The following is a 24,555-nucleotide window of genomic DNA, read 5'->3' as shown; positions in this document are numbered from 1 at the left end:
CTCTTGCAGAACGGCCGGTCGGCCCGGTCCCGCGATGTTTCTTGCGGTGCGTCATGGGACTGGCTAACAGCCGAAGGGTGTTGGAAACAGGGGATAGCGGCTTGCGGCCTCGCCCGTTCCTGCGCGCCATACGGGCAAGCGCGGCGACAAGGATCGCCCCTGCCGAAAATCACCGCTGCCGGAGGGGCGGCGCATAACAGAGAAGGTATGTGCAGATGCTGGATCAGGACATGACGAAGAAGATCGCGGAAGGCGACGGCTTTATCGCGGCGCTCGACCAGAGCGGCGGGTCGACGCCCAAGGCGCTGAAGGGATATGGCGTCGAGGAAGGCGCGTGGGGATCCGACGAGGAGATGTTCGGCCTGATCCACGACATGCGCGTGCGCATCATCACCTCGCCCGCCTTCACCGGTGACAAGGTGATCGGCGCGATCCTGTTCGAGCGCACCATGGACGGCGAGGCCGAGGGCAAGCCGGTGCCCCAGGCGCTGATCGAGCGGGGCGTGGTGCCCTTCATCAAGATCGACAAGGGGCTGGAGGACGAGGCGAACGGCGTGCAGCTGATGAAGCCGATGCCGGAGCTGGACGCCCTGCTGAAGCGCGCCAAGGGGCTGGGCGTGTTCGGCACCAAGGAGCGCTCGGTCGTCAACCTCGCCAATCGCGAGGGCATCGCCGCGATCGTGAAGCAGCAGTTCGAGGTGGGGCAGCAGGTGCTGGCCGCCGGGCTGGTCCCCATCATCGAGCCCGAGGTCAACATCAAGAGCCCCGAGCGCGCGGAGGCCGACGCCATCCTGCTCGACGAGCTGCTCAAGGCGCTCGATGCGATGCCGGGCGACGACAAGGTGATGCTGAAGCTGTCGCTGCCGGCCAATCCGGGCCTGTTCGACCCGCTGGTCGAGCATCCGCGCGTGCTGCGCGTCGTCGCGCTGTCGGGCGGCTTCAAGCGGCCCGAAGCCTGCGTCGAGCTGGCGAAGAACAAGGGCATCATCGCCAGCTTCAGCCGCGCGCTGCTGGAGGACCTGCGCCACCAGATGACCGACGAGGAATTCGACGCGTCGCTGGGCGACGCGATCGAGGAGATCTACCAGGCTTCGACCGCCAAGGCGCCGGTCGCCGCCTGATGACGGACGGCGGGGACGGCTATTCCGCCCCCGCCATGTCCCTCAGCCGCCGGGCATCTTCTATGGCCTGGGCGTCATAGTCGTTGTTGAAATAGCCCCAGACAGCGCGTCCTGCGCCGGCCTGCTCCTTCATCCAGTCCGCCCAGCCGCGTAGCGTGGCGTCGGGATAGCGGCCGCGATATTTGCTGGTGCTGCCATGAAAGCGGACATAGGCGGCCGGACCCAGTGCAAGGCGTGGGCTGGGCGATCCCGGCATGTCGTGGGTGCAGATGCCCGCCCCGTGCCGGTCGAGCAGGGCATAAACCGCATCGTCATACCAGCTGGGATGGCGGAATTCGAAGATAGGGACGGCGTCGTGCGGCAGGAGGGGCAGGAAATCCTCCAGCCCGGCGAGATCGCGATGGAGGTTGGGCGGAAGCTGGTAGAGGATCGGCCCCAGCGTCGGCGGGAAATGGCGGAAGCTCGCCATCATGCGCTCCATGGGTTCGGCGCAGTCCTTCAGCTTCTTGACGTGGGTGAGGAAGCGGTTGGCCTTCACGGCATAGCAGAAGCCGGGCGGCGCCTGATCCCGCCATTTTTCGACCGTTGCAGGCGGCGGCAGGCGGTAGAAGCTGTTGTTGATTTCCACCGTGTCGAAATGCCGGGCGTAGAAGGTGAACCAGTTTTTCGCCGCGAGATCCTGCGGGTAGAAGCGGCCGCGCCAGTCGCGGTAATTCCATCCCGAGCAGCCGATGCGGATCATGACGCGGGAACGCGCGTCGTGGCGGGAAGGTCCGGCGCTGCTTCCCCTTTTCCTCCCGGGGCAAAAGCGGGTAGAGCGCTGCCATGACCGATTTCACCGAAGAAGAGCTGGCGCTGGACCCGCATTTCGCCGACCAGTTCGACAGGGGCTTCCGCCCGGCCTGCCAGCTTTACCTGATATCTCCGCCCTCGATCGGCGAGGATTTCGTCGATCGGCTGGCGGAGGCGTTCGACGGCGGCAGGGTCGCCGCCTTCCAGCTCCGGCTCAAGGGGATCGACGACCACGCCATCGCTGCGCTCGCCGGGCCGATCCAGGCGCTGTGCGCGGAGCGGGAGGTCGCGTTCATCGTCAACGACAGCATCGGCCTTGCCAAGCGGCTGGGGGCGGACGGCGTGCACCTGGGGCAGGGCGACGGCGACCCGCGCGAGGCCCGGAAGGTGCTGGGGCCCAAGGTGCAGATCGGCGTCACCTGCCATGACAGCCGGCACCTGGCGATGGAGGCGGGGGAGGCCGGGGCCGACTATGTCGCCTTCGGCGCCTTCTACCCCACCGCCACCAAGGAAACGACGCATCGGCCCGACCCGTCGATCCTGAGCTGGTGGACGACGCTGTTCGAGCTGCCCTGTGTCGCGATCGGTGGCATCACGCCGCAGAATGCCGCGCCGCTGGTGGCGGCAGGCGCCGATTTCCTGGCGGTGAGCGGGGCGGTGTGGAACCATCCTGACGGCCCGAAGGCCGGGGTGGCGGCGTTCGGAGCGGTGCTGGGCTGAACGGTCAGAGGGGAGAGAGACGCTTGTCGATCTCCGCCTTCAATATCGCTTCCAATATGTCCTGCGAGCGCCGCTGGCCGTAGCCGTGGCCGTAGGCGCTTGAGGTGATGGCAACAACCAGTCCGAGGTCTGGGGCGATGTAAATCTTGTTGCCGCCATTGCCCGACGCGAAGGATATGCGAAGCGTGCGGCCGCCGATCTGCCAGTCCTTTACATACCAGAAATAGCCATAGCTATCGGCATAGGGATCGGCCTGGGCGATGGCGACCCGGGGCATCAGCATCTGCGCGATCCACTGGGCACTGACGATCTGCTTTCCCCGATGGCGGCCGCCGTTCCGCACCATCTCCCCGATCCGACCGAGGTCGCGCGCGGTCAGGTACAGGTTGCCCTGTCCCTTGGTATAGCCGGAGGCGTCCGCGTCCCATTTCCAGCGGTTGATGCCTAGCGGCCTGAACAGTGTCCGGCCGGCAAAGGTGGCCATCGGCTCGCCCGTGGCCTCCGCGATCATGATCCCTGCCGCATAGGCGGTCGCAGAATTGTAGCGATAGTCGAGTCCCGGTTTGCCCGATGCCGGGATGGCGCGCAGGAAGGCGGAGGGATCGGGCGCTTCGTCCATCCGATCCTCGTTGCCGGGCGACGCGGGATCCTCGTCGAACGCGTCGAGGCCGGAGCGCATCGTCAGAATGTCCTGCAGCGGCACGTCCCCTACCGGGCTTCCGCGCGATACTGGCCAGTAGGTCGCGAGCCTGTCTTCCACGCGGGAGATCGCCCCGCGATCGATGGCGATGCCGGCGAGCAACGCGGTCACGCTCTTGCCCGCGGAGCGAATGTCGTGAAGCGTGTCCGCGGTCTCGCTATTGAAATAGCGTTCCGCAACGATCCGGCCACCGCGAAGGACGATGACGGCGCGCAAATCCTTGTGCGGGTCATCATCCCATCGCGCGAGAAGGCCGGCATCCGGTTGATCCGGCCGGGCCGTCGCGGGCATGATGCAGAAAAGCGCCGCAAGGAGGATGAAAAGCCGTTTCCCCGAGACCATGATCGAGTCCTCCCTCATTGCGACCGTGCGATTAGGTGACGCGAGGCGGAAGAGCAACGTCGGCATGCGGCACATTTTCCGGGCATGTGCGTTCGAAAGGCATGAAAGCCATGCCTTCCATTCTTGCCGCCCTGCTGTGCACGGCGTGCAGCGTGAACGTCACCGATGCCAATGAGAGCGCGAATTCGGAGCAACCGTCGGCCAGGAATGAAGCTGCAGGCCCCGCATCGCCTGACCCCTACGCCTTCGCGGTGGTGGAGGAACTCGGCGGCAGGCCGTGGCAGCCCAATCGCATCCTCCAGGCGCAGGTGGCGCTCGACCGGGCGGGCTTTTCGCCCGGCGTGTTGGACGGGAAGGACGGCATGTCCTTCAAGGCGGCGCTGCGCGGCTTCCAAGAGGCGAACGGGCTGCCGGTGACGGGCGAATATGACCAGAAGACCGGCGTTGCGCTGCTGGAGGGGGAGGCACGGCCGACGACGTGGCTGGTACGCGTTCCCGAGGGCTTCGCTCGGGGGCCGTTCTACGACGTGCCCAAGGATCTGAACCAGCAGGCGGGGCTGCCGGCGCTGACCTATCGCAACCTGCTGGAGAAGCTGGCCGAGCGGTTTCATACCACGCCCGAGGCGCTGGTGGCGCTCAACCGCCCGGACACGAAGGTCGGGCCGGGCGCCGTGATCCGCGTGCCGGCGATCGACAACCAGCCGGTCGCGCGGATCGAGGGCGATGAGCGCGGCTGGGGCGAGACGCTGGCGAGCCTTGGCGTGGCGAAGGACCAGCTGCAGGCCGACCACATCGTCGTCGACAAGTCCGAGGGCGTGCTGAAGGTCTTCGACGCGGAAAACCGGCTGATCGCGCAGTTTTCCGCCACCATGGGGTCGGAGCATGATCCGCTGCCGCTGGGCGACTGGACGATCAAGGGCGTCAGCCGCAATCCGGATTTCCATTATAATCCCGATCTGTTCTGGGACGCGGACAAGGACGACAAGAAGGCGCTGCTGAAGCCGGGACCGAACGGGCCGGTGGGCGTGGTGTGGATCGACCTGTCGAAGCCGCATTACGGCATCCACGGCACGCCCGAGCCGCAGCTGATCGGCCGGACGGAAAGCCATGGCTGCATCCGGCTGACCAACTGGGATGCGGCACGGCTGGCGCAGATGGTGAAGACCGGCGTCAAGGCGCACTTCCAGGCGTGACGATGGGACGGCGCGGCTGGGCATGGCTGGCGCTCGCGGCGCTGCTGTGCATCGCCTTCCTGCGCTTCTGCGTGCGGTTCGTGCCGGCCGATGCGCCGGTCGCGACGGCACCGGCGCCGGGTAGCCGTGCCGTCGACAATGGCGAGCTGCTGATCCCCGTCGAGGGCGTGCCGGCGAGCGCGCTGGCCGACACCTTCACCCAGTCGCGCGCGGCCGGCGCGCGGGCGCATGACGCCATCGACATCATCGCGGCGCGGGGCAGGCCGGTGCTGGCGGCGGCGGACGGGCGGATCGAGAAGCTGTTCTGGAGCGAGGAGGGCGGGCGGACCATCTATCAGCGATCGGCCGACGGCCGGCGCGTCTATTATTACGCCCATCTGGACGGCTATGCCCCCGGCCTGCGCGAGGGGCAGGGGGTGCGGCGCGGCACCAGGATCGCGAGCGTGGGCAGCACCGGCAACGCCGATCCGGCCGCCCCGCACCTGCATTTCGCGGTTCATGCCATGCAGCCGGGCGAGCCCTGGTATCGGGGCTCGCCGGTCAATCCCTATCCGCTGCTGGCGCGGGCGCGCTGAGGCCCCCTCTTGCCCTTCCGGCCCGCAGGATGTAGAGGCGCGCGCAGCCCGGCCCTGGCCGGGACGGCTCTTTTCTATCCAGAGATATACAGGCAGGCGCTTCCCATGAAGATCAGCGGCGTGGACATTCGTCCCGGCAACAACATCGAATATGAAGGCAGCCTGTGGCGCGCCGTCAAGATCCAGCACACCCAGCCCGGCAAGGGCGGCGCCTATATGCAGGTGGAACTGAAGAACCTGATCGACGGCCGCAAGAACAACGTCCGTTTCCGGTCCGCCGAGACCGTCGAGCGCATCCGCCTGGACACCAAGGATTTCCAGTACCTCTATGCCGAAGGCGACATGCTCGTCTTCATGGACACCGAGACCTATGAGCAGATCAACCTGCCGCAGGACCTGGTCGGCGACGCCGCGGCCTTCCTGCAGGACGGCATGATGGTCATGCTGGAAATGTACGAGGAGCGCCCGATCAGCGTGCAGCTGCCCGAGACGGTCGAGGCGACCGTGGTCGAGGCCGACGCCGTGGTGAAGGGCCAGACCGCTTCGGCCAGCTACAAGCCCGCGATCCTGGACAATGGCGTGCGCGTCATGGTTCCCCCGCACATCGTCACCGGCACGCGCATCGTCGTCGACGTGTACGAGCGCGAATATGTGAAGCGGGCCGACTGATGCGGACCGGGCGCGGCAGGGCGGGGGCCGCGATCCTCGCGATCGCACTCCTTCCGGCTGCGCTGCACGCGCAGGCCGCGCCGCAGACCCGGCCGAGCAAGGCGCAGATCGACAATGCGGCGTTCGTGTTGCGGGTCATCACCAGCGCGCTCCAGTCGAACGAGGTCGAGCAGCCGGTGAAGAACGCGCTGTTCGAATGCCTGTACGCCAACCCGGTGTCGAAGGTGAGCGAGGCGACCGACAAGGTGATCGCCGCCAACCCGGGCAAGGTCGACCGCAAGGACGTATCGCAGATGCTGGCGGTGATTGCCGGCGTGTGCGGCTACCGGCCCGCCGCGCCCGCGGCCAAGCCGGCTCCCAAGAAATAACGAACGGGCCGTCCCCCGCGGACGGCGGAGATTAGCTATGGTATCCCATTCCGGCCTTCTGACCATCATGGAGCGCGCCGCGCGCAAGGCGGGCGCCAAGCTGCGCCGCGACTTCGGCGAGGTCGAGCATCTGCAGGTCAGCCGCAAGGGGCCGGCCGACTTCGTGTCCAAGGCCGACCAGCAGGCCGAGAAGACCCTGGTCGAGGAACTGCAGAAGGCGCGGCCCGACTGGGGATTCCTGCTGGAGGAAGGCGGCGTCATCGAGGGCGATCCGACCAAGCCGCGCTGGATCATCGATCCGCTCGACGGCACCAGCAACTTCCTGCACGGCATCCCGCATTTCGCCATCTCCATTGCGGTCGAGGAGCCGCTGCTGGGCGGGACGAAGCGCGAGGTGACGACGGGCCTGGTTTACCAGCCGGTCACGGACGAGAGCTATTGGGCGGAAAAGACCCGGGGCGCCTGGCGGCACGACCAGCGGCTGCGCGTGTCCGCGCGCCGTGACCTGGGCGATTGCCTGATCGCGACCGGGATTCCGTTCATGGGCCATGGCGACTTCGCCCAGTGGACCCGCATCTTCGGTGCCGTCGGCCCCTCGGTCGCGGGCATCCGCCGCTTCGGCGCGGCGGCGCTGGACCTCGCCCATGTCGCGTCGGGCCGATATGATGGCTATTGGGAAAGCGGCCTGCACCCGTGGGACGTCGCCGCAGGCATGCTGCTGGTGCGTGAAGCGGGCGGTTTCGTCACCGATTTCCGGGGTGGCGACCAGCCGATCGAGCGGCGCGAAGTGATCGCCGGCAACGACGCTATCCATTCCAAGCTGCACAAGCTGGTGGCCGGAGCGCTGCGCTGAGCGCGCGCTTCTGGTAGCGCGCACAAACCCATGTGATTGTTGCGAATCATTCTCACATCTCGGCCCCTTGCTTCGCATATGCAGCGGGCCTAAAGCGCCCCCGTACCTCTTTTCGCCCAGGGGATTCCGTTGGTCGATCTTGCCCAATATCTGCCGATCCTGATCTTTCTCGGGGTAGCGCTGCTGCTGTCGAGCGCCTTCGTGTTCCTGCCGATGCTGGTCGGCCGCCTGACGGGCGCTCACAAGCCCGACCCGGCCAAGCTCAGCGAATATGAATGCGGCTTCCCCGCCTTCGAGGAGCCGCGCAGCCAGTTCGACGTGCGCTTCTACCTCGTCGCGATCCTGTTCATCATCTTCGACCTGGAAGCGGCGTTCCTCTATCCCTGGGCGGTCAGCCTCGACCAGATCGGCTGGGCCGGCTGGGCGACGATGATGATCTTCATAGCGGAGCTGGTTCTCGGCCTCGTCTATGCCTGGAAGAAGGGAGCCCTCGATTGGGAGTAGAACTCGACCGTCCGATGCCCGGCACCTTGCCGCCCGCTGGGACGCAGCCCGACCAGGATTTCTTCAATGCGCTGAACAGCGAGGTCAGCGACAAGGGTTTCCTCGTCACCTCGACCGAGGAGCTGTTCCAGTGGGCGCGCACGGGTTCGCTGTGGTGGATGACCTTCGGCCTCGCCTGCTGCGCGGTGGAGATGATCCACGTCAACATGCCGCGTTACGACATGGAGCGCTTCGGTGCCGCGCCACGCGCATCGCCGCGCCAGAGCGACGTGATGATCGTCGCGGGCACGCTGTGCAACAAGATGGCCCCGGCGTTGCGCAAGGTTTACGACCAGATGTCGGAACCGAAATATGTGATTTCCATGGGCTCCTGCGCCAATGGCGGCGGCTATTATCACTACAGCTATTCGGTAGTGCGGGGCTGCGACCGGATCGTGCCGGTGGACATCTATGTGCCGGGTTGCCCGCCCACTGCCGAAGCGCTGCTGTACGGCGTGATGCAGTTGCAGCGGAAGATCCGCCGGATCGGGACGATTGAGCGCTGATATGGGTCATTCCGCACCGAAGATTGCGACCATTGACGGCATCGCCGAGGAAATCGGCGGCCTGCTGGGCGCCATGCTGGTCGAGACCGTCGACCATGCCGACGAGCTGAGCTTCACCGTCGTTCGCGAAAGCCTGGCCGACGCGATGCTGCTGCTGCGCGACCGGGCGCAGTACCAGCAGCTGATGGAGATCGCCGGCGTCGACTATCCCGACCGCCCCGAGCGGTTCGAGGTCTGCTATCACCTGCTGAGCGTCACGCGGAACCACCGCGTGCGCGTGAAGGTGCAGACCGACGAGGATAGGCCCGTCCCCACCGTGACGCACATCTGGCCGGTCGCCGGCTGGCTGGAGCGCGAGGTGTTCGACATGTACGGCGTGATCTTCGAAGGCAATGCCGACCTGCGCCGCATCCTGACCGACTATGGTTTCAAGGGGCATCCGCAGCGCAAGGACTTCCCGCTGACCGGCTATGTCGAGCTGCGCTATTCCGAGGAGGACAAGCGCGTCGTCTATGAGCCCGTGCGGCTCGCGCAGGATTTCCGCAGCTTCGACTTCATGAGCCCGTGGGAAGGCGCGCAATATGTGCTGCCGGGCGACGAGAAAGCACCGGCTGCGCCCGGCGCGCCCACGCCCGCCGCCGCACCGCCACCGCCGCCCGCCGCGCCCAAGGGCGAGGAGAAGGGGAGCACGCCCAAGGTCACCGAGAAGCCCGGCGTCAGCGGCGCGGGCGAGCCGACCGACAGCAAGGCGACGGAGAAGTCGGACAATGCCCCGGCCAAGCCCGAGGCGCATACCGACGAAGGCAAGGGCACGGCCAAGCCGGAGGACAAGGCATGAGCTGTTTCCTCTCTTCCGTCATGCCAGCGGAAGCTGGCATCTCTCTTTTCCTTCGCGCTGCCGTTGCAGGCAGTGAGATCCCAGCTTTCGCTGGGATGACGGCAGTATGTGCCCGGATGGTGAAGCATGTCTGACTATCTCGAAAAGCTGGATCATGAGATCAACGCCGACGATCCGACGTACGGCGATACGGAGATCCAGAACTACACGATCAACTTCGGTCCGCAGCATCCGGCGGCGCATGGCGTGCTGCGTCTCGTCATGGAGCTGGACGGCGAGATCGTCGAGCGCTGCGACCCGCATGTCGGGCTGCTGCATCGCGGCACCGAGAAGCTGATCGAGTACAAGACCTATTTGCAGGCTTTGCCCTATTTCGACCGGCTCGACTATTGTTCGCCGCTCGGCATGGAGCATAGCTACGTTCTGGCGGTCGAGAAGCTGCTGAACCTGGAAGTGCCGCTGCGCGCGCAATATCTGCGCGTGTTCTTCGCGGAGCTGACCCGCATCTGCAACCACATGCTGAACCTCGGGTCGCATGTGATGGACGTGGGCGCGATGACGCCGAACCTGTGGCTGTTCGAAATCCGCGAGGACTGCCTCAACTTCTTCGAGCGCGCGTCGGGCGCGCGGATGCACAGCGCCTATTTCCGGCCGGGCGGGGTGCATCAGGACGTGCCGCTGAAGCTGCTGACCGACATCGCCGACTGGCTCGACACGCGCCTGCCGCGCCTGTTCGAGGATGCGATTTCGCTGGTTGCGGACAACCGCATCTTCAAGCAGCGCAATGTCGACATCGCCGTGGTCTCCAAGGAAGACGCGCTGAAATGGGGCTTTTCCGGCCCGATGATCCGTGGGTCGGGTATTCCGTGGGATATCCGCAAGGCGCAGCCCTATGATGTCTATGACCGGATGGACTTCGACGTCCCGGTCGGCACCAATTTCGACTGCTACGACCGGTTCATGGTGCGTGTCGAGGAAGTCCGCCAGTCCGCGCGGATCATGAAGCAGTGCCTGAACGAAATGCCGGAAGGGCCGATCGCCAGCTTCGACCGCAAGGTGGTGCCGCCAAAACGCGGCGAGATGAAGCGATCGATGGAAGCGCTGATCCACCACTTCAAGCTCTACACCGAGGGCTTCCACGTGCCCGCCGGTGAGGTCTATGTGGCGACAGAAAGCCCCAAGGGCGAATTCGGCGTCTATCTGGTCGCTGACGGCAGCAACAAGCCCTATCGCTGCAAGATCCGGCCCACGGCCTTCTCGCATTTGCAGGCGATGGACTTCATGATGAAGGGTCACATGTTGGCCGACACAACCGCCGTGCTGGGCGCGATGGATATCGTGTTCGGGGAGTGTGACCGGTGAGTGCTTCGCGCTCGATTGTCAGAGAGTTTTCCGGCGCCACGTCTGACATGGCTCACCCTTATGCGTATTCCTTCTTCATGTCGTTGGCGATGTGCGTTTTCGTTGGGTTTGTGTTTTCGGTAATTGCTGGATCGCATTTCAACGAAAGAGAGACGGGCGTTGTCAGTCTCGGCTTTCTGATCGGCGGATTTGTCTTCGCGTGGCTCATGGGGACATTTAGCACCGAATATGGCACTGCATCCGCAGGTGGATTTGGATTGGGACTGTTAGGTATGGGTTTTCTCTTTCTTCGCGGCGAGGATAAGAATGGCTGACGCACCCCATATTCCCGACGAAGCCGAAACCCGCGCGCGCTGGGGCGCGTTTGCGTGGACGGAAGAGAATGCCGCGCAGGCCGAGAAGGTTATCGCCCGCTATCCCGCCGGTCGCCAGCAGTCCGCGGTGATGCCGCTGCTCGACCTTGCCCAGCGGCAGGTCGGCGCGGAGACGCAGACGCAGGGCTGGCTGCCCGTGCCGGTGATGGAATATATCGCCCGCCAGCTCGATATGCCGTACATGCGCGTCTATGAGGTCGCGACCTTCTACACCATGTACAACCTGGCGCCGGTCGGCCGCTATCATGTGCAGGTGTGCGGCACGACGCCCTGCATGTTGCGCGGCTCCGACGATGTGTTCGCGGCCTGCAAGAACAAGGGGCTGGTGAAGGGCGCGACCACGCCCGACGGCCTGTTCACCCTGACCGAGGTCGAATGCCTGGGCGCCTGCGCCAACGCACCGATGGTCCAGATCAACGACGACAATTTCGAAGACCTGACCTACGACAGCATGGGCGCGATCCTGGACGACCTGGCCGCCGGCAAGCAGCCGAAGATCGGCCCGCAGATCGACCGCCAGACCAGCTGCCCCGAGGGCGGTCCGACGACGCTGAAAGAGATGGTCACGGAAAACCACGACTATCGGGGGGAGTGGGCGTGATACGTACCAATCCCGTCATCCCAGCGAAGGCTGGGATCTCTCTTTTCTTCGGCGTTGCGAAAAGGGGCAGTGAGATGCCAGCCTTCGCTGGCATGACGGAAGGGGATGGGCAGGCATGAGCGCGCTCGTCTCCATCATCCTGGCGATCATCGTCTTCATCGTCGCGCTCAAGATCCTGGGCGCGGTGCTGGGGCTGGTCCTTGGGCTGGCGGTGGCCGTGCTCGCCTATTTCGTTGCTGAAAAACTGATCGGAAAGGGCCGATAATGGCCGAAGACACCGCGCCCGCCGCTCCGCCGCCGTTCGTCGGCCCGCTGGAGGACAAGGACCGTATCTTCACCAACGTCTACGGCTTCCAGGACTGGGGCATAGACGCGGCGATGAAGCGCGGCGACTGGGACAATACCAAGGCGCTGCTGGACATCGGCCAGGACACGATCATCGACCGCATCAAGGCGTCGGGCCTGCGCGGCCGCGGCGGCGCGGGCTTCCCGACCGGCATGAAGTGGAGCTTCATGCCCAAGGAAAGCAAGGACGGCCGCCCGAGCTTCCTGGTCATCAACGCCGACGAATCCGAGCCGGGTTCGTGCAAGGACCGCGAGATCATCCGCCATGATCCGCACAAGCTGATCGAGGGCGCGCTGGTCGCCGGCTTCGCGATGCGGGCGCGCGCGGCGTACATCTATATCCGCGGCGAGTTCATCTACGAAGCGAAGGTGCTCTTCGCCGCCGTCGAGCAGGCCTATGCCAAGGGTTTCCTGGGCAAGAATGCTTGCGGGTCGGGCTATGATTTCGACGTGTTCGTCCATCGCGGCGCTGGCGCCTATATCTGCGGCGAGGAAACCGCGCAGATCGAGAGCCTGGAAGGCAAGAAGGGCCAGCCGCGCTTGAAGCCGCCTTTCCCGGCGGGCGCGGGCCTCTATGGCTGCCCGACGACGGTGAACAATGTGGAGAGCATCGCGGTCGCGCCGACGATCCTGCGCCGATCGCCCGAATGGTTCGCCAGCTTCGGCCGGGACAACAACAAGGGCACCAAGCTGTTCCAGATCAGCGGGCATGTGAACAAGCCCTGCGTGGTCGAGGAATCGATGGGCATCCCGTTCAAGGAACTGATCGACCGGCATTGCGGCGGCATCCGTGGCGGCTGGGACAATCTGCTGGCGGTGATCCCGGGCGGCTCCTCGGTGCCGCTGGTGCCGGCCGCGCAGATCATGGACGCGCCGATGGACTTCGACGGGCTGCGCGCGCTGGGTTCGGGCCTGGGCACCGCCGCCGTGATCGTGATGGACAAGTCCACCGACATCGTCCGCGCCATTTCGCGGCTCTCCTATTTCTACAAGCATGAGAGCTGCGGTCAGTGCACGCCCTGCCGCGAAGGCACGGGCTGGATGTGGCGCGTGATGGAGCGGCTGCGCAGCGGCGAGGCGGACATTTCCGAGATCGACATGCTGCAGGAAGTCACCAAGCAGGTCGAAGGCCACACCATCTGTGCGCTGGGCGACGCGGCGGCCTGGCCGATCCAGGGCCTGATCCGCCATTTCCGCCCCGAGATCGAGCGGCGGATCATCGAGCGTGGCGCGCCGGTGATGGAGGCGGCGGAGTAATGTTGGACCGCGTCCGCAATACCGCTGTCGCCTGCGCTCTTTTGGTGATGGGTTCTATTCCTGCTTATGCACAGGAACAGAGCGCATTCAGCGCTTCCCGGACCCGGGAGACTGTTAAGAAGTACGGCGAATGCATTGTCGGACGCAATGCTGCATTATCACGCGGCGTAATATTGGCGGATATTCATCGCCAATCGTTATCGCAGCAAGCGCCCAAGCTGTTCGATCCGGATTGTCTCATCGGATTGTCGATGGGGCCGGAACGGTATGGTGTTGCATTTCCGGGAGACACCCCTCTCTACGCGATTGCCGAAGCATTGGTGCGCAGGGATTATGCTACGGTAGGAACATGGGATTTTGCTTCGCGTCCGCCGTTAGATCATCGTAAGCCAGAATTAGTGCTGGCTGCGGTGAACAAAAGAAGGGCCCCCGTACCCGAGAAACCGATCGATCCAGCTGAAATTCAGGCGAGTATCGATGCATTTCATATTTTGGCACAGTGGGGGGAATGTGTCGTGCGTCGCGATCCGACCGCTGTCCACACCCTGCTCCTTGCCGAGCCGTCTTCACAAGATGAGCAAAGGGCTTTCGAAGCGCTCAAGGAACCCTTCGGCCTTTGCCTGGGGGATGGCGAGGTCGCATTAAGTCGTCAGAACGCCCGCGGAACGCTGGCCGTGAATTTCTATCGCCTCGCCGGTGCGCCGACCGGGGCTAGTGTAAAAACGCCGAAGGTTAACTGATGCCGAAGGTCAAAGTAGACGGTCAAGAGATCGAAGTCCCGGCGGGCGCTACCGTCCTGCAGGCGTGCGAGATGGCGGGGAAGGAAATTCCGCGATTCTGCTATCATGAGCGCCTGAGCATCGCGGGCAATTGCCGCATGTGCCTGGTCGAGGTGAAGCCCGGACCGCCCAAGCCGCAGGCTTCGTGCGCGTTGCCGGCGGCCGAGGGGCAGGAGATCCGCACCGACAGCCTGATGGTGAAGAAGGCGCGCGAGGGGGTGATGGAGTTCCTGCTCATCAACCACCCGCTCGACTGCCCGATCTGCGACCAGGGCGGCGAGTGCGACCTGCAGGACCAGTCGGTCGCCTATGGCAAGGGCGCCAGCCGTTTCGACGAGAACAAGCGGGCGGTGACCGAGAAATATATGGGGCCGATCGTCAAGACGGTCATGACCCGCTGCATCCAGTGCACCCGCTGCGTGCGCTTTGCCGAGGAAGTCGCGGGCGTGCCGGAAATCGGCGCGATCTATCGCGGCGAGAACATGCAGATCACCACCTATCTGGAACATGCCGCCAAGAGCGAGCTGTCCGGAAACGTGGTCGACCTCTGCCCGGTCGGCGCGCTGACGTCGAAGCCCTATGCGTTCGAGGCGCGGCCCTGGGAGCTGAAGAAGACCCCGGCGATCGACGTCATGGACGCGCTGGGCACCAATATCCGCCTCGACAGCCGCGGCCGCCAGGTGCTGCGCGCGGTGCCGCGCATCAATGACGACGTGAACGAGGAGTGGGCGAGCGACAAGACCCGGCACAATGTCGACGGTCTGGTGCGCAAGCGGCTCGACAGGCCCTATGTCCGCAAGGACGGCAAGCTGGTCCCCGCGACCTGGGCCGAGGCGTTTGCGGCGATCGCGGCCGTGCAGCATGGCGGCAGCGTGGCGGCCATCGCGGGCGACCTGCTCGATTGCGAGACCATGTTCGCGGGCAAGGCGCTGGTCGAGAAGCTGGGCGGCACGATGCTGGAAGGCCGCCAGACCGGCATGGCCTATGACGTGTCGAGCCTGTCGGCGGTGGTGTTCAACACGCCGCTCGCCGAGCTGGAGACGGCGGACGCCATCCTGCTGGTCGGCACCAACCTGCGCTGGGAAGCGCCGCTGGTGAACACGCGCATCCGCAAGGCGATCAAGAAGGGCGCGAAGGTCTTTGCCGTCGGCCCCGAGGTCGACCTGACCTACAAGGTCGAATGGCTGGGCAATGACGCGAGCCTCCTCGGCAAGCTGCCGCAGGCGGTGGTCGAGGCGTTCGGCAAGGCCGCGCGTCCCGCGATGATCGTGGGCGGCGGGGTGCTGGCGGTCGACGGCGCGCATGGCGACACGCTGGCGCTGGTCGAGACGTTGGGCCTCGTGAAAGAGGGCTGGAACGGATATAATCTGCTGCACTTCGCGGCGGCGCGCATGGGCGCCCTGATGCTCGGCTTTGCGATGGACGGCGGCATCAAGGCGATGGCCGCGGCCAAGCCGAAGCTGCTGTTCTCTCTGGGCGCCGACGAGGTGGACTATGCGGCGTTCGAGGGCAGCTTCAAGGTCTATATCGGCCATCATGGCGACAAGGGCGCGCATGCGGCGGACGTGATCCTGCCGGGCGCGAGCTATGCCGAGAAGGCGGGCACTTACGTAAACCTGGAAGGCCGGGTGCAGCGCGGCGAGAAGGCCGTGTTCGCGCCGGGCGACGCCCGCGAGGACTGGTCGATCCTGCGTGCCCTGTCCGACGCCATGGGCGCGACCCTGCCGTTCGACAGCTTCGACGCGCTGCGGGCCGCCATGTTCGCGGCGGTCCCGGCGCTGGGCGTCGAGGGCCTGGTCGATTACGGCTGGTCCGTCCCGTCGCTTCCGACCGGCGCGAGCGGCGCATTCGGTTCGCCGATCAAGGATTTCTACCTTACCAACGCCATCTGCCGCGCCAGCCCGACGATGCAGCAATGCTCGGCCGAGCTGGTCCATGGCGAGACCTTCGCGGAGGCGGCGGAATGATGTCGAAAATCACCACTCCGTTCGCCCTGAGCCTGTCGAAGGGCTCCGCCGAGCGAAGCGAGGTGCCTTCACTTCGTTCAGGCGAGGGCTTCGACAAGCTCAGCCCGAACGGTTTCGAGGTTCAGGAATAATGACCGCCTTCTTCCAAAATCTCGGCGTTCCCTTCGAAGGCGCCTGGTTCCTGTCGACCATCATCGGCATCCTGCTGATCGCGCTGCCGGTCATGCTGGCGGTCGCGATGATCATCTATGCCGACCGCAAGATCTGGGCGGCGATGGCGCTGCGCCGCGGCCCCAATGTCGTCGGCCCCTTCGGTCTGCTCCAGTCCTTCGCGGACGGCCTGAAGGTCTTCCTGCAGGAAACCATCATCCCGTCGGCGGCGAACAAGACGCTGTTCATCATCGCGCCGATCATCACCTTCACGGTGGCGCTGATGGCCTGGGCGGTGGTGCCGTTCCAGGTCGGCGTGGTGCTGGCGAACATCAATGTCGGCCTGCTCTACATCCTCGCGATCAGCTCGCTGGGCGTGTACGGCATCGTGCTGGCAGGCTGGGCGTCCAACTCCAAATATCCCTTCTATTCCGCGATCCGCGCCAGCGCGCAGATGATCAGCTATGAAGTCTCGATCGGTTTCATCCTGATCTGCGTTGTGCTGTGGGCCGGCAGCTTTAACCTGACGACGATCGTGGAGAGCCAGAAGGGCTATTACGGCTTCCTCAACGGCAACGGCTTCAACCCGCTGCTCTTCCCGATGGCGATCATGTTCCTGATCAGTGCCATGGCGGAAACGGCGCGCGCACCCTTCGACCTGACCGAAGCGGAGAGCGAACTGGTCGCGGGTTACCAGACCGAATATTCGTCCATGGCCTTCGCGCTCTACTGGCTGGGCGAATATGCCAATGTCATCCTGATGTGTGCGCTCAACGCCATCCTGTTCTGGGGCGGTTACCTGCCGCCGGTGGACTGGGCGCCGCTCTATTGGGTGCCCGGCATCCTCTGGCTGTTCGCCAAGATCCTGTTCTTCTTCTTCGTCTTCTCCTGGGTGAAGGCGACGGTGCCCCGCTACCGCTACGACCAGCTGATGCGGCTGGGCTGGAAGATCTTCCTGCCGACCTCGCTGCTGTTCGTGTTCCTGGTGTCGGGCTTCCTCATGCTGACGCGCTATGGAGGCGCACAATGAGCCTCGGATATTACGTCAAGTCGTTCACCCTCTGGGAGTTCGTGAAGGCGCACTGGCTGACCTTGAAGTATTTCTTCAAGCCCAAGGCGACGATCAACTATCCCTATGAGAAGAACCCGATCTCGCCGCGTTTCCGGGGCGAGCATGCGCTGCGCCGCTATCCCAACGGGGAAGAGCGCTGCATCGCGTGCAAGCTGTGCGAGGCGGTGTGCCCGGCGCAGGCGATCACCATCGAGGCGCAGCCGCGCGACGATGGCAGCCGCCGCACCACGCGCTACGACATCGACATGACCAAGTGCATCTATTGCGGCTTCTGCCAGGAAGCCTGCCCGGTGGATGCCATCGTCGAGGGGCCGAATTTCGAGTTCGCAACCGAAACGCGCGAGGAGCTGATCTACGACAAGGCCAAGCTTCTCGAGAACGGGGACAAGTGGGAGCGCGCCATCGCTGCGAACCTTGCCGCCGATGCGCCTTATCGGTAATGGGCGTGCGAAATATCCCCCATCCGTTCGGCCTGAGCAAGGACCGAGCTTGTCGAGGGCTTGTGGCCCTGCGCGCGTCCTTCGATACGCCGCTTCGACAGGCTCAGCGGCTACTCAGGATGAACGGGGTAGAGGGTAAAGGGGCCGAGCAAATCCAATGATCCATGTAATCGCCTTTTACCTGTTCGCCGCGATCGTGGTGTGCAGCGGCGCGCTGACGATCCTGTCGCGTAACCCGGTCCATTCGGTGCTGTGGCTGATCCTGGCGTTCTTCAACGCGGCGGGCCTGATGGTGCTGCTGGGCGCCGAGTTCATCGCCATGCTGCTGGTCATCGTCTATGTCGGCGCGGTCGCGGTGCTGTTCCTGTTCGTGGTCATGATGCTGGACATCGATTTCGCCGAGCTGCGTGCCGGCTTCGTCGACTATCTGCCCTTCGGCCTGCTGATCGCGCTGGTGCTGCTGGCCGAGATCGTGCTGGGCATTGGCCTGTGGAGCGCCGGACCGATCGAGCTGGCGCAGCGCGCGGCGCCGGTCAATCCCGAGATGTCGAACATCCAGGCGATCGGCGCGTTGCTCTACACCCGCTACATCTTCCTGTTCGAAGCCGCGGGCATCGTGCTGCTGGTCGCCATGATCGGCGCCATCGTGCTGACCCACCGCGCCCGTGGCGGCGTGCGGCCGCAGAACATCGCGAAGCAGAACCGCCGTCGTCCCGAGGACGCAGTGCGCAACGTCAATCAGCCCGTGGGGCAGGGGGTGGAGCTGTGATCGGCCTTCAGCATTACATGGTCGTCAGCGCGATCCTGTTCGTGATGGGGGTGCTGGGCATCTTCATCAACCGCAAGAACGTCATCATCATCCTGATGGCGATCGAGCTGATCCTCCTGAGCGTGAACATCAACCTGGTCGCCTTCAGCGCCTTCCTGGGCGATCTGGTGGGGCAGGTGTTCAGCATGTTCGTGCTGACCGTCGCGGCGGGTGAGGCGGCCATCGGCCTTGCCATCCTCGTCATCTACTTCCGCGGTCGCGGCACCATCGCCGTCGACGACGTCAACCGGATGAAGGGCTGATGCGCGAGAATGATATCCGTCATGCCAGCGGAAGCTGGCATCTCTCTTCTTCTGTCTCGGCGGAAGAAAAGTGGGATCCCAGCTTTCGCTGGGATGACGAAGGGGGTGTAACTCTGTGATCCAGCTTATCGTCCTTCTTCCGCTGCTCGCCGCAGCCATCGCCGGCCTTGGCAACAAGGCGCTGGGCAAGCTGCCGGCGAAGATCGTCACCACCGGCGCGCTGTTCGCCAGCTGCGCCATGTCCTGGCCGATCTTCATCAGCTTCCTGACCGGTCACGCCGAAGCGACCGTCGCGCCGCTCTTCACCTGGATCGAAAGCGGCAGCTTCGACGCCCAGTGGGCGCTGCGCGTGGACACGATGACGGCGGTCATGCTGGTGGTGATCACCAGCGTGTCGAGCCTCGTCCACCTCTACAGCTGGGGCTATATGGAGGAGGAGCCGGACCAGCCGCGCTTCTTCGCCTATCTCTCGCTCTTCACCTTCGCGATGCTGATGCTCGTGACGGCGAACAACCTGCTGCAGATGTTCTTCGGCTGGGAAGGCGTCGGCCTCGCCTCCTACCTCCTCATCGGTTTCTGGTTCCGCAAGCCCTCGGCAAATGCCGCCGCGATCAAGGCGTTCGTGGTCAACCGCGTCGGCGACCTCGGCTTCATGATGGGGATTTTCGGCACCTATCTGGTGTTCAACACCATCTCCATCCCGGAGATACTGGAGGCCGCGCCGTCGATGGCGGGGTCGACCATCGGGTTCCTGGGCCATCGCTTCGACACGATGACGGTGCTCTGCCTGCTGCTGTTCGTCGGCGCCATGGGCAAGTCGGCGCAGCTGGGCCTCCACACCTGGCTGCCCGACGCGATGGAAGGCCCGACCCCCGTGTCGGCGCTGATCCATGCGGCGACGATGGTGACCGCCGGCGTGTTCATGGTGTGCCGCCTGTCGCCGATGTTCGAGACCAGCCCGACGGCGCTGGGCTTCGTCACCTTCATCGGCGCGGCGACCTGTCTGTTCGCGGCGACGGTCGGCACGGTGCAGAACGACATCAAGCGCGTCATCGCCTATTCGACCTGTTCGCAGCTGGGCTACATGTTCTTCGCGGCGGGCGTCGGCGCCTATGGCGCGGCGATGTTCCACCTCTTCACCCACGCCTTCTTCAAGGCGCTGCTGTTCCTGGGCGCAGGATCGGTCATCCACGCGATGCACCATGAGCAGGACATGCGCTATTATGGCGGCCTGCGGAAGGAGATCCCGATCACCTTCTGGACGATGACGCTCGGCACGCTCGCCATCACCGGCGTCGGCCTGCCGCTGATCGGCTATGGCTTTGCGGGCTTCTATTCCAAGGACGGCATTCTCGAAGCGGCCTTCGCCTCGGGCGGCTCGGGCGTCGGCGCCTATTATGTCGGCGTGTTCGCGGCGCTGCTGACCAGCTTCTACAGCTGGCGGCTGGTGTTCCTGACCTTCTTCGGCAAGCCGCGCTGGGCTGCGTCCGAGCATATCCAGCACGCGCTGCACGACGCGCACGGCCATGGGCATGACGATCATGCCACGCACGGCCATGGATCGGAGCACGACAATGCCCCGGCGCAGGAAGATGCCGGCCATGAGCCGCACGGGCATGAGGCGGACGCCCATGCGCTGCCCGCCGGCACCGGCGGCTATCATCCGCATGAAAGCCCCTGGGTCATGCTGGTCCCGCTGGTGGTGCTGAGCCTGGGCGCGGTGTTCGCCGGCTTCCTCTTCCACGACCAGTTCATCGGGCCCGAGGGCGGCATCGAGTTCTGGAAGGGGTCGCTGGCATTCGACAGCCACCTGATGCACGCCGCGCACGAAGTGCCGACCTGGGTCAAGTTCGGGCCGTTCACGGTGATGCTGACCGGCCTGCTGATCGCATGGCTGAGCTACATCAAGAATACCGACTGGCCGCGGCGCTTCGTCTCGCAGTTCGGCGCGCTGTATCAGTTCCTGCTGAACAAATGGTATTTCGACGAGCTCTACAATGTGCTCTTCGTAAAGCCCGCCTTTGCCATCGGCCGCTTCTTCTGGAAGTTCGGTGACATCGGCTTCATCGACCGCTTCGGTCCGAACGGGCTGGCCGCGCTGGTCGTGCAGGGCGGCAAGGTCACGCGCCGGCTGCAATCCGGCTATCTCTACACTTACGCGCTGGTGATGCTGATCGGCCTCGCCGCGGCTGCAACCTGGGCGATGACACGATAATGGACGGCTTCCCCATCCTTTCGCTGATGATGGCAGTGCCGATGGCGGGGGCCATCGCCTGTCTTTTTGCAGGCGCGAACGCCGCCCGCTGGATTGCGCTGGGCGCGACCCTGATCGACCTGGCCCTGGGCATCCTGCTGTGGGTCAGCTTCGACCAGTCGAGCGGCGGCGCACAGTGGCAGTTCCAGGAATATTATCCGATCTTCGGGCGCTTCGCCTGGGCGCTGGGCATCGACGGCATCGCGCTGATGCTGATCGCGCTCACCGTGTTCCTGATGCCGATCTGCATCGGTGCGAGCTGGCAGGCGATCGAGAAGCGGGTCGGCGAATATATGGCCGCCTTCCTGTTCATGGAGGTGCTGATGATCGGCGTCTTCGCGGCGCAGGATCTCTACCTCTTCTACGTGATGTTCGAAGCCGGCCTGATCCCGATGTACCTGATCATCGGCATCTGGGGCGGTGCGGACCGCATCTACGCCAGCTACAAATTCTTCCTCTACACGCTGCTCGGCTCCGTGCTGATGCTGATCGCGATGATGTGGATGGTGCATGAAGCCGGGACGACCGACATCCCGACGCTGATGGCCTACAACTTCGACCCGCATGTCCAGACCTGGCTGTTCCTGGCCTTCTTCGCCAGCTTCGCGGTGAAGATGCCGATGTGGCCGGTCCACACCTGGCTGCCCGACGCGCACGTGCAGGCGCCGACCGCCGGTTCGGTCATTCTGGCGGGCGTGCTGCTGAAGATGGGCGGATACGGCTTCATCCGCTTCTCGCTCCCGATGTTTCCGGAAGCGTCCTCGCAGCTTGCCTGGCTGATCTGGGGGCTGTCGATGGTCGCGGTGGTCTATACCAGCCTCGTCGCGCTGGTGCAGAGCGACATGAAGAAGCTGATCGCTTATTCCTCGGTCGCGCACATGGCGATCGTGACGGTCGGCCTGTTCGCGTTCAACCAGGCGGGCATCGAGGGCGCGATGATGGTGATGCTGGGCCACGGCCTGGTGTCGGGCGCGCTGTTCCTGTGCGTCGGCGTGATCTACGACCGGCTGCACACGCGCGAGATCAGCCGCTATGGCGGCCTGGCCATCAACATGCCGAAATATGCGGTGCTGTTCCTGCTGTTCACCATGGCGTCGGTCGGCCTGCCGGGCACCAGCAACTTCGTCGGCGAATTCCTGTCGCTGATGGGCATCTACCAGGCGTCGAGCTGGGTGGCGCTGGTCTGCACCACGGGCATCATCCTGGGCGCGGCATACATGCTCTACCTCTACCGTCGCATCGCCTATGGCGAGCAGAAGAACGCCGACGCGGCCGCCATGCCCGACCTGTCGATGCGGGAAGTCTGGCTGCTGGCACCGATCGCCGCCGCGGTGCTGTGGATGGGCGTCTATCCCGAAAGCTTCCTGGCGCCGATGCGACCGGACATCCGCGCGCTCGAAGCGCGCCTCGCCCCTGCCGCGCCGGCGGGTGACTCCAAGATCAAGATGGGTGCGCCTCGTCCTGCCGGGGATGCACATCATGAAGAAGTATCCGCGCACGGGGAGGCGCACTGATGATCGACCACGCTTCCCTTCTGGCCGTGCTGCCGGAACTGATTCTGACGGTCGGCGGGCTGGCGCTGATGCTGGTGGCTGCCTTTGGCGGCGACCGCATGACCCAGGTCGTCAACTGGCTGTCGGTGCTGACCCTCGCCATGGCGGGCGCGGCGCTAGCCTGCTCGCTGGCGCACGGGCCGGACGCCTTTGACGGGCTGGTGCGGGCCGATGCCTTCTCCGTCTATGCCAAGGCGCTGATCTATGCGGCCGCGGCGGCGGCGATCCTGCTCGCCCCCCGCTACTTCCTTGCCGGCGGCGCGCTGCGCGCCGAATATCCGGTGCTGATCCTGTTCAGCAGCATCGGCATGGGCATGATGGTTTCGGCCGGCGACCTTCTGACGCTCTATGTCGGGCTGGAGATGCAGAGCCTTGCCGCCTATGTCCTCGCCAGCTTCATGCGGCAGGACGAGCGTTCGTCCGAAGCCGGCCTCAAATATTTCGTGCTGGGATCGCTGGCGAGCGGCATCCTGCTCTACGGCACGGCGCTGCTCTACGGCTTTACCGGCACGACCTCGTTCGACGGCATCGCCGTGGCGATGAGCGACGGCGTGGGCAAGGGCGAACTGTTCGGCATGGTGTTCCTGCTGGCGGGCCTTGCCTTCAAGATGAGCGCGGTGCCGTTCCACATGTGGACGCCCGACGTGTACGAAGGCGCGCCGACCCCGGTTACCGCCTTCTTCGGCAGCGCGCCCAAGGTTGCGGCCATGGGCCTGACCGTCCGCGTCGCGATCGAGGCGCTCGGCCCCGCCGGGCTGGACTGGCAGCAGATCGTGATCTTCGTCGCGCTCGCCTCCATCGTCTTCGGCGCGGTCGCGGCGATCGGCCAGACCAACATCAAGCGCCTGATGGCCTATTCGTCGATCAACAATGTCGGCTTCGCGCTGATCGGCCTGGCCGCCGGCACGCCCGCCGGCGCGGCCGCGACGATGAGCTACATGGCGATCTACGTCGTGATGACGATCGGCGGCTTCGCCTGCATCCTGCAGATGCGCGACGCCGACGGCAATCCGGTGGAGAGCATCGCCAGCCTTGCCGGCCTGTCGCAGTCCCGCAAGGGCCTGGCGGCCGCCTTCGCCATCTTCATGTTCTCCATGGCCGGCATCCCGCCGCTCTTCGGCTTCTGGGCGAAGTTCCTGGTGTTCGATGCGGCGGTGGCGGCGAATCTGACGGCGCTCGCGGCGTTCGGCATCGCGGCTTCGGTGATCGGCGCCTATTATTATCTGAAGATCATCAAGACGATCTATTTCGACGAGCCGGCCGCCGCCTATGAGGCGAAGGGCGGCGCGGTCGAGAATGTCATCATGGCGGCCTGCGCTGCGGTGATCGTCTTCGGCTATCTGCTCAACCCCGTGCTGGACCGGGCGAGCGCGGCGGCGGCGGCGTCGCTGTTCTGATCCGCTTCGTCGAGGAAACCGGCTCCACCAACGCCGACATGCTGGCGCTGGCGGGGCAGGGGATAGCGGAAGGAAGCTGGTTGCGGGCCGGCCGGCAGACCGGCGGCCGCGGCCGGATGGGGCGGAACTGGGATAGCCCCGCCGGCAACCTCCATTGTTCGACGCTGGTGCGGGTGAGGACGGACGATCCGCCCGCCCACAGCCTGGCCCTGGTGGCCGCCAATGCCGTCCATGCGCTGGTCGCCCCGCTGTGCGCAGGACAGGCCCGCATCAAATGGCCCAACGACATATTGGTCGACGGGGCCAAGATCGCCGGCATCCTGCTGGAGCGTGCGGGGGATGCGGTGGTCGTGGGGATCGGCGCCAATGTCGCCGGTCATCCCGAGGGGCTGGACCGGCCGGTGACGAGCCTCGCCGCACAGGGCGCCGCCGAAGCGGACGCAGGTGCGTTGCTGGAGCGGCTGGCAGAGGTCTTCGCGCACTGGCTGGCGGTCTGGCGCGCGCAGGGGATCGATCCGGTGCGGACGCACTGGCTGCTCAACGCCCATCCGCCCGGCACGCCCATGCGGATCGCGCAGCCCGACGGTACGGTGATCGAGGGCCGCTTCGAGGCACTCGACCTGCAAGGCGCGCTCATCCTGCGCTTGGCGAATGGCGACGCGCGTGCCATTCATGCCGGCGATATCCATCTCATCTGACGACCGGGGACGGGC

The 24,555-nt window shown here is 65.1% G+C and carries 28 protein-coding genes; 26 read left to right on the top strand and 2 right to left on the bottom strand.

Annotated features, from left to right (window positions below; translation table 11 throughout):
• Positions 1-215: 215 nt before the first annotated feature.
• Complete coding sequence (locus M529_RS25915) at positions 216-1,121, top strand: fructose bisphosphate aldolase (RefSeq protein WP_031294023.1); 906 nt, start codon at positions 216-218, stop codon at positions 1,119-1,121.
• A 19-nt stretch (positions 1,122-1,140) separates the two neighbouring features.
• On the opposite strand, the gene M529_RS25910 is transcribed toward M529_RS25915, so the two are convergent.
• On the bottom strand, positions 1,141-1,863 hold the full coding sequence (locus M529_RS25910; RefSeq protein WP_021316188.1) for a DUF72 domain-containing protein: 723 nt from the start codon (positions 1,861-1,863) through the stop codon (positions 1,141-1,143).
• 83 nt (positions 1,864-1,946) lie between these two features.
• On the opposite strand from M529_RS25910, the gene thiE reads away from it, so the two are divergent.
• Positions 1,947-2,633 carry a thiamine phosphate synthase gene (gene thiE, locus M529_RS25905; RefSeq protein ID WP_021316187.1) on the top strand — a complete coding sequence of 229 codons (687 nt, stop codon included), beginning with the start codon at positions 1,947-1,949 and terminating at the stop codon, positions 2,631-2,633.
• 4 nt (positions 2,634-2,637) lie between these two features.
• Here thiE and M529_RS25900 read toward each other — a convergent pair whose 3' ends face one another.
• Entirely contained in the window at positions 2,638-3,624 is a 987-nt protein-coding gene (locus tag M529_RS25900) for a serine hydrolase domain-containing protein (RefSeq protein WP_031294021.1), read from the bottom strand.
• A gap of 152 nt (positions 3,625-3,776) precedes the next feature.
• On the opposite strand from M529_RS25900, the gene M529_RS25895 reads away from it, so the two are divergent.
• From M529_RS25895 to M529_RS25795, 24 genes are all read left to right on the top strand, one after another.
• Positions 3,777-4,868 (top strand): L,D-transpeptidase family protein, encoded by a 1,092-nt coding sequence (locus tag M529_RS25895; protein WP_031294019.1) that lies wholly within the window; start codon positions 3,777-3,779, stop codon positions 4,866-4,868.
• 2 nt (positions 4,869-4,870) lie between these two features.
• Entirely contained in the window at positions 4,871-5,443 is a 573-nt protein-coding gene (locus tag M529_RS25890; protein WP_031294017.1) for a M23 family metallopeptidase, read from the top strand.
• Positions 5,444-5,548: 105 nt separating this feature from the next.
• On the top strand, positions 5,549-6,112 hold the full coding sequence (gene efp, locus M529_RS25885) for an elongation factor P (protein WP_021316183.1): 564 nt from the start codon (positions 5,549-5,551) through the stop codon (positions 6,110-6,112).
• Positions 6,112-6,480, top strand: a complete 369-nt coding sequence (locus M529_RS25880) for a hypothetical protein (protein ID WP_021316182.1) — start codon at positions 6,112-6,114, stop codon at positions 6,478-6,480. The genes efp and M529_RS25880 overlap by 1 nt, the downstream gene beginning before the upstream one ends.
• Positions 6,481-6,517: 37 nt before the next feature.
• The gene (locus M529_RS25875; protein ID WP_021316181.1) at positions 6,518-7,333 is read left to right on the top strand and encodes an inositol monophosphatase family protein; all 816 of its coding nucleotides are present in this window, start codon (positions 6,518-6,520) and stop codon (positions 7,331-7,333) included.
• 129 nt (positions 7,334-7,462) lie between these two features.
• Entirely contained in the window at positions 7,463-7,837 is a 375-nt protein-coding gene (locus M529_RS25870) for an NADH-quinone oxidoreductase subunit A (protein WP_021316180.1), read from the top strand.
• Positions 7,828-8,382, top strand: coding sequence for a NuoB/complex I 20 kDa subunit family protein (locus M529_RS25865; RefSeq protein WP_040599985.1), 555 nt, complete (start codon positions 7,828-7,830; stop codon positions 8,380-8,382). The genes M529_RS25870 and M529_RS25865 overlap by 10 nt, the downstream gene beginning before the upstream one ends.
• Before the next feature lies 1 nt (position 8,383).
• Positions 8,384-9,220, top strand: coding sequence for an NADH-quinone oxidoreductase subunit C (locus M529_RS25860; RefSeq protein WP_021316178.1), 837 nt, complete (start codon positions 8,384-8,386; stop codon positions 9,218-9,220).
• A 126-nt stretch (positions 9,221-9,346) separates the two neighbouring features.
• Positions 9,347-10,582 carry an NADH-quinone oxidoreductase subunit D gene (locus M529_RS25855; protein WP_021316177.1) on the top strand — a complete coding sequence of 412 codons (1,236 nt, stop codon included), beginning with the start codon at positions 9,347-9,349 and terminating at the stop codon, positions 10,580-10,582.
• Complete coding sequence (locus tag M529_RS25850; RefSeq protein WP_021316176.1) at positions 10,579-10,896, top strand: hypothetical protein; 318 nt, start codon at positions 10,579-10,581, stop codon at positions 10,894-10,896. The genes M529_RS25855 and M529_RS25850 overlap by 4 nt, the downstream gene beginning before the upstream one ends.
• Positions 10,889-11,557 carry an NADH-quinone oxidoreductase subunit NuoE gene (nuoE, locus tag M529_RS25845; RefSeq protein ID WP_021316175.1) on the top strand — a complete coding sequence of 223 codons (669 nt, stop codon included), beginning with the start codon at positions 10,889-10,891 and terminating at the stop codon, positions 11,555-11,557. The genes M529_RS25850 and nuoE overlap by 8 nt, the downstream gene beginning before the upstream one ends.
• A gap of 115 nt (positions 11,558-11,672) precedes the next feature.
• Positions 11,673-11,822 carry a hypothetical protein gene (locus tag M529_RS49955; RefSeq protein WP_021316174.1) on the top strand — a complete coding sequence of 50 codons (150 nt, stop codon included), beginning with the start codon at positions 11,673-11,675 and terminating at the stop codon, positions 11,820-11,822.
• Complete coding sequence (nuoF, locus tag M529_RS25840) at positions 11,822-13,159, top strand: NADH-quinone oxidoreductase subunit NuoF (protein WP_021316173.1); 1,338 nt, start codon at positions 11,822-11,824, stop codon at positions 13,157-13,159. The genes M529_RS49955 and nuoF overlap by 1 nt, the downstream gene beginning before the upstream one ends.
• On the top strand, positions 13,159-13,899 hold the full coding sequence (locus tag M529_RS48905; protein WP_152522498.1) for a hypothetical protein: 741 nt from the start codon (positions 13,159-13,161) through the stop codon (positions 13,897-13,899). Before nuoF ends, M529_RS48905 begins: the two co-directional genes overlap by 1 nt.
• Positions 13,899-15,905 carry an NADH-quinone oxidoreductase subunit NuoG gene (gene nuoG, locus M529_RS25835; protein ID WP_031294014.1) on the top strand — a complete coding sequence of 669 codons (2,007 nt, stop codon included), beginning with the start codon at positions 13,899-13,901 and terminating at the stop codon, positions 15,903-15,905. The genes M529_RS48905 and nuoG overlap by 1 nt, the downstream gene beginning before the upstream one ends.
• Positions 15,902-16,036, top strand: coding sequence for a hypothetical protein (locus tag M529_RS50500; RefSeq protein WP_021316171.1), 135 nt, complete (start codon positions 15,902-15,904; stop codon positions 16,034-16,036). Before nuoG ends, M529_RS50500 begins: the two co-directional genes overlap by 4 nt.
• Entirely contained in the window at positions 16,036-17,085 is a 1,050-nt protein-coding gene (nuoH, locus tag M529_RS25830) for an NADH-quinone oxidoreductase subunit NuoH (RefSeq protein WP_021316170.1), read from the top strand. Before M529_RS50500 ends, nuoH begins: the two co-directional genes overlap by 1 nt.
• Entirely contained in the window at positions 17,082-17,567 is a 486-nt protein-coding gene (gene nuoI / locus M529_RS25825; protein WP_021316169.1) for an NADH-quinone oxidoreductase subunit NuoI, read from the top strand. The genes nuoH and nuoI overlap by 4 nt, the downstream gene beginning before the upstream one ends.
• Positions 17,568-17,724: 157 nt before the next feature.
• Positions 17,725-18,336, top strand: coding sequence for an NADH-quinone oxidoreductase subunit J (locus M529_RS25820; protein WP_021316168.1), 612 nt, complete (start codon positions 17,725-17,727; stop codon positions 18,334-18,336).
• The gene (nuoK, locus tag M529_RS25815) at positions 18,333-18,638 is read left to right on the top strand and encodes an NADH-quinone oxidoreductase subunit NuoK (RefSeq protein ID WP_004211745.1); all 306 of its coding nucleotides are present in this window, start codon (positions 18,333-18,335) and stop codon (positions 18,636-18,638) included. Before M529_RS25820 ends, nuoK begins: the two co-directional genes overlap by 4 nt.
• Before the next feature lie 115 nt (positions 18,639-18,753).
• Positions 18,754-20,853, top strand: coding sequence for an NADH-quinone oxidoreductase subunit L (gene nuoL, locus M529_RS25810; RefSeq protein WP_021316167.1), 2,100 nt, complete (start codon positions 18,754-18,756; stop codon positions 20,851-20,853).
• A complete protein-coding gene (locus tag M529_RS25805) occupies positions 20,853-22,406 on the top strand; it encodes an NADH-quinone oxidoreductase subunit M (protein ID WP_021316166.1) in 1,554 nt (517 codons plus the stop codon). Before nuoL ends, M529_RS25805 begins: the two co-directional genes overlap by 1 nt.
• The gene (gene nuoN / locus M529_RS25800; protein ID WP_021316165.1) at positions 22,406-23,842 is read left to right on the top strand and encodes an NADH-quinone oxidoreductase subunit NuoN; all 1,437 of its coding nucleotides are present in this window, start codon (positions 22,406-22,408) and stop codon (positions 23,840-23,842) included. Before M529_RS25805 ends, nuoN begins: the two co-directional genes overlap by 1 nt.
• Complete coding sequence (locus M529_RS25795) at positions 23,839-24,540, top strand: biotin--[acetyl-CoA-carboxylase] ligase (RefSeq protein ID WP_084490744.1); 702 nt, start codon at positions 23,839-23,841, stop codon at positions 24,538-24,540. The genes nuoN and M529_RS25795 overlap by 4 nt, the downstream gene beginning before the upstream one ends.
• The last annotated feature ends 15 nt before the right edge of the window (positions 24,541-24,555 follow it).

This window comes from Sphingobium ummariense RL-3, from assembly GCF_000447205.1.
GTDB lineage: Bacteria > Pseudomonadota > Alphaproteobacteria > Sphingomonadales > Sphingomonadaceae > Sphingobium > Sphingobium ummariense.
The sequence above is the reverse complement of the archived record's forward strand: the minus strand, read 5'-3'. Positions and strand labels throughout refer to the sequence as shown.